Source organism: Arthrobacter sp. USHLN218, from assembly GCF_037144715.1.
In the GTDB taxonomy this organism is placed as follows: Bacteria; Actinomycetota; Actinomycetes; order Actinomycetales; family Micrococcaceae; genus Crystallibacter.
In genome coordinates this window covers 1-531 of the sequence record NZ_JBBCYT010000021.1, presented here as the reverse complement: position 1 = coordinate 531, position 531 = coordinate 1, and the positions used below count along the sequence as shown (strand labels likewise).

General features: G+C 68.9%; 1 protein-coding gene. It reads right to left on the bottom strand.

The annotated features are described in order from the left end of the window. A partial coding sequence (locus WFH44_RS21340; protein ID WP_336716653.1) for an alcohol dehydrogenase catalytic domain-containing protein occupies positions 1-512 on the bottom strand: 512 nt, incomplete at its 3' end. Positions 513-531: the final 19 nt, after the last annotated feature.

Below are 531 nucleotides of genomic sequence, written 5' to 3'. Positions count from 1 at the left end.
GCGGCGCCGATGCCGGCCATGACGCCGCAGCCGAGCAGGCCGACGGCGGCGGGGTCGGCGTCGGCGTCGACCTTGGTGCACTGGCCGGCGGCGACCAGGGTCTTTTCGGCGAACGCGCCGATGCCCAGGGCGGGTGAGAGTTCGGTGCCGTCTTCGAGGGTCATTTTTTGGGTGGCGTTGTGGGTGTTGAAGCAGTACTGCGGCTGGCCCTTGGCGCAGGCGCGGCACTGGCCGCAGACCGCGCGCCAGTTCAGGATGACGCGGTCGCCGACGGCGACTTCGGTGACGCCGTCGCCGATGGCGGCGACGGTGCCGGTGGCTTCGTGGCCGAGGAGGTAGGGGAAGTCCTCGCCGATGCCGCCCTGCTTGTAGTGCAGGTCGGTGTGGCAGACGCCGCAGGTGAGGATGTCGACCAGGGCCTCGCCCGGGCCCGGGTCCGGGACGAGGATCGTCTCGATGCTGACCGGGGCATTCTTCTCTTTGGCAACAACGGCCTTGACCTTATGAACCATGCTGGGGGCAGTTCCTTTC